Genomic DNA, 2346 nt, shown 5'->3' with positions numbered 1-2346 from the left:
GGGCGGCATCTTCTCAAGCGTCGCGACCAAGGATTCTCATCCTGATTGACGCGCTCTTCTCATCAAGTTTGTCGCGCTACACAACGCGTCGATGCGCTGGCGATCATCGGCACGGCACTGGCCGAGGCGGGCAGCAGCTTTGCCAATGTTGTGCGCGTGACCTACATGCTGCCCAATGCTGCGGATTTCGAGGCATGCTGGCCGGTGCTGCAAGATACGTTTGGCGACAATCCGCCCGTCGCCACGATGATCGAATGCGGTCTGATCCACCCCAGGTACCTGATCGAGATCGAAGTGACGGCACTGGCAGGCTTACAACCGCCTCAATAGCCGCCCGCGCCCCAGTGTCCACTGGACCTTGGGTGCGACTTGCGGCATAGACGTGACACAGCTTTCGGAGGCCGAAATGGGTATTTTCAAATCAGTGCTGCGCGCTGCGACGTGGTGGAACGGGCAAACGCTTAACACCCAGTTGTTCACGTGGCGCAAGGGCACCAAGGTCGGTGAAGACACCGAAGGCAATATTTTCTACCGTAATGCCGATGACAGCAAGCGCTGGGTGATCTTCAATGGCGAAGTAGAAGCTTCGCGTGTCGATCCTAGCTGGCACGGGTGGTTGCACCGCACATGGGACGAGCCGCCGACGGACAGGCCGCTGGTACACAAGCCATGGGAAAAGCCGCACGAGCCGAACCTGACGGGCACGCCGCTGGCCTATGCGCCCGCGGGGTCGATCCGGCGCAAGGCCCCGGTCGAGCGCAAGGATTACGAGGCCTGGAGCCCGGAATAACCATGAGCCATTCGACCACGGAAGTTCTGGTGGGGGGCGCGGTTCTGGCCGCCGCCATCGGCTTTGTCGTCTATACCGGGCAGGTCACCGGCTTTACCACCTCGGCCGCGGGTTATCCGCTGAGCGCATCCTTCCGATCGATCGAAGGGGTCAGCGTGGGCACCGATGTGCGACTGGCCGGGGTCAAGATCGGCACCGTGACGGGCATTGACCTGAACCCGCAGACGTTTCGCGCCGATACCGTGCTGACCGTCGCCAATGGCATCGAGATCCCGGATGACAGCGCTGTGATCGTGTCGTCCGAGGGTTTGCTGGGCGGCAATTATATCGAGATCATGCCGGGAGGATCGCCCTTCAACCTGGATCCCGGGGCCGAGATCGAGGACACGCAAAGCTCGGTCAGCCTGGTGACGCTGCTGCTCAGGTATGTGTCCGGCGGAGGGGACGAATGATGCGTCTGGCGCTGGCATTTCTGCTGATGACGGCTGGCGGGGCATGGGCCGAAGAGGTCACCCGCGGCACCGGCGCGGTGATGCGCGTGCTGGACAAGCTGACCGGCGATGCGCGCGACGTCGAACTGTCCGATGGGGGGGCTGCCCCGATGGGGCGGTTGCAGCTGGAACTGGCCGAATGCCGCTACCCCGAGGGTAACCCGTCGGGCAATGCCTATGCCTTTGTCACCGTGCGCGATTTCGATGGTATACCGATCTTTGCGGGCTGGATGATCGCCTCGTCCCCTGCGCTGAGCGCGCTGGATCACGCGCGCTATGACGTCTGGGTGATGCGCTGCAAGACGTCCTGAGGGTCGGTTGGCAGCGGATGGGCGGTGAAATCGGCGTCGCCTTCCAGCGCCTCGGCCAGCCGGGCGCGGTACTCGGCGCGCGGTATCTCGACCCCACCCAGCGTGGCCAGATGCGGGGTCAGGAACTGCGTGTCGAACAGCGTGAACCCGCAGGTGTTCAGGTGATCGACCAGCCAGACCAGCGCGATCTTTGATGCATCCTTGCGGCGCGAGAACATGCTTTCGCCAAAGAACGCCCGGCCCAGCGTGACACCGTAGACCCCGCCGATCAGACGGCCCTGCATATCCCACAGTTCAAGTGAATGCGCGCGGCCCAGATCGTGCAGGGCCAGGTAGAGCGTGCGGATGCGCGTTGATATCCACGTCTCGCCCCGGTCGGCGCAGCCGTCCAACACGCCGGCAAAGTCGCGGTTCAGGGTGACGGCGTAATCCATCCGCCGTACCGCGCGGCGCAGGCTGCGTCCGGCATGGAAGCCATCCAGCGGGATGACCCCGCGACGGCGCGGATCGACCCAGAACAGTTCGGGGTCGTCGCGGGTTTCGGCCATGGGAAACACGCCTGCCGCATAGGCATGCAGCAGCAGGTCGGGGCTGATATCCGGGTCATCGCGCGGCATGGATCAAATTTGCCGCAAGTTGACAGCAAAGGCGAGAGGGGATCGGGTTAGCAACCTAGTACTACAGTTGCGCATTATGGCGAGTCTTTCGATGTGCGATGGCGGCAGCGACTTGATGCTCGCGTCGCCACCGCGAC

Annotated in this window: 5 protein-coding genes; 4 read left to right on the top strand and 1 reads right to left on the bottom strand. The window is 63.3% G+C overall.

The genetic code is table 11. From position 1 onward, the window contains the following. Positions 1-45 precede the first annotated feature (45 nt). The 4 genes from ACFTOW_RS13555 to ACFTOW_RS13540 all read left to right on the top strand — a co-directional run bounded on the left by ACFTOW_RS13555 (position 46) and on the right by ACFTOW_RS13540 (position 1592). Positions 46-330, top strand: coding sequence for a Rid family hydrolase (locus ACFTOW_RS13555; protein ID WP_379916589.1), 285 nt, complete (start codon positions 46-48; stop codon positions 328-330). 76 nt (positions 331-406) lie between these two features. Beyond that, a complete protein-coding gene (locus ACFTOW_RS13550) occupies positions 407-790 on the top strand; it encodes an NADH:ubiquinone oxidoreductase subunit NDUFA12 (protein ID WP_379916593.1) in 384 nt (127 codons plus the stop codon). A 2-nt stretch (positions 791-792) separates the two neighbouring features. Then, complete coding sequence (mlaD, locus tag ACFTOW_RS13545; RefSeq protein ID WP_379916587.1) at positions 793-1242, top strand: outer membrane lipid asymmetry maintenance protein MlaD; 450 nt, start codon at positions 793-795, stop codon at positions 1240-1242. Then, positions 1242-1592, top strand: coding sequence for a DUF2155 domain-containing protein (locus tag ACFTOW_RS13540; protein ID WP_379916591.1), 351 nt, complete (start codon positions 1242-1244; stop codon positions 1590-1592). The genes mlaD and ACFTOW_RS13540 overlap by 1 nt, the downstream gene beginning before the upstream one ends. On the opposite strand, the gene aat is transcribed toward ACFTOW_RS13540, so the two are convergent. Continuing rightward, complete coding sequence (aat, locus tag ACFTOW_RS13535) at positions 1556-2209, bottom strand: leucyl/phenylalanyl-tRNA--protein transferase (protein ID WP_379916585.1); 654 nt, start codon at positions 2207-2209, stop codon at positions 1556-1558. The two genes, ACFTOW_RS13540 and aat, sit on opposite strands and share 37 nt — an antisense overlap. Positions 2210-2346: the final 137 nt, after the last annotated feature.

This window comes from Lacimonas salitolerans, from assembly GCF_042677865.1.
GTDB lineage: Bacteria > Pseudomonadota > Alphaproteobacteria > Rhodobacterales > Rhodobacteraceae > Lutimaribacter > Lutimaribacter salitolerans.
Note: the sequence above shows the minus strand (reverse complement) of the source record. Positions and strands in the feature narration are given on the sequence as shown.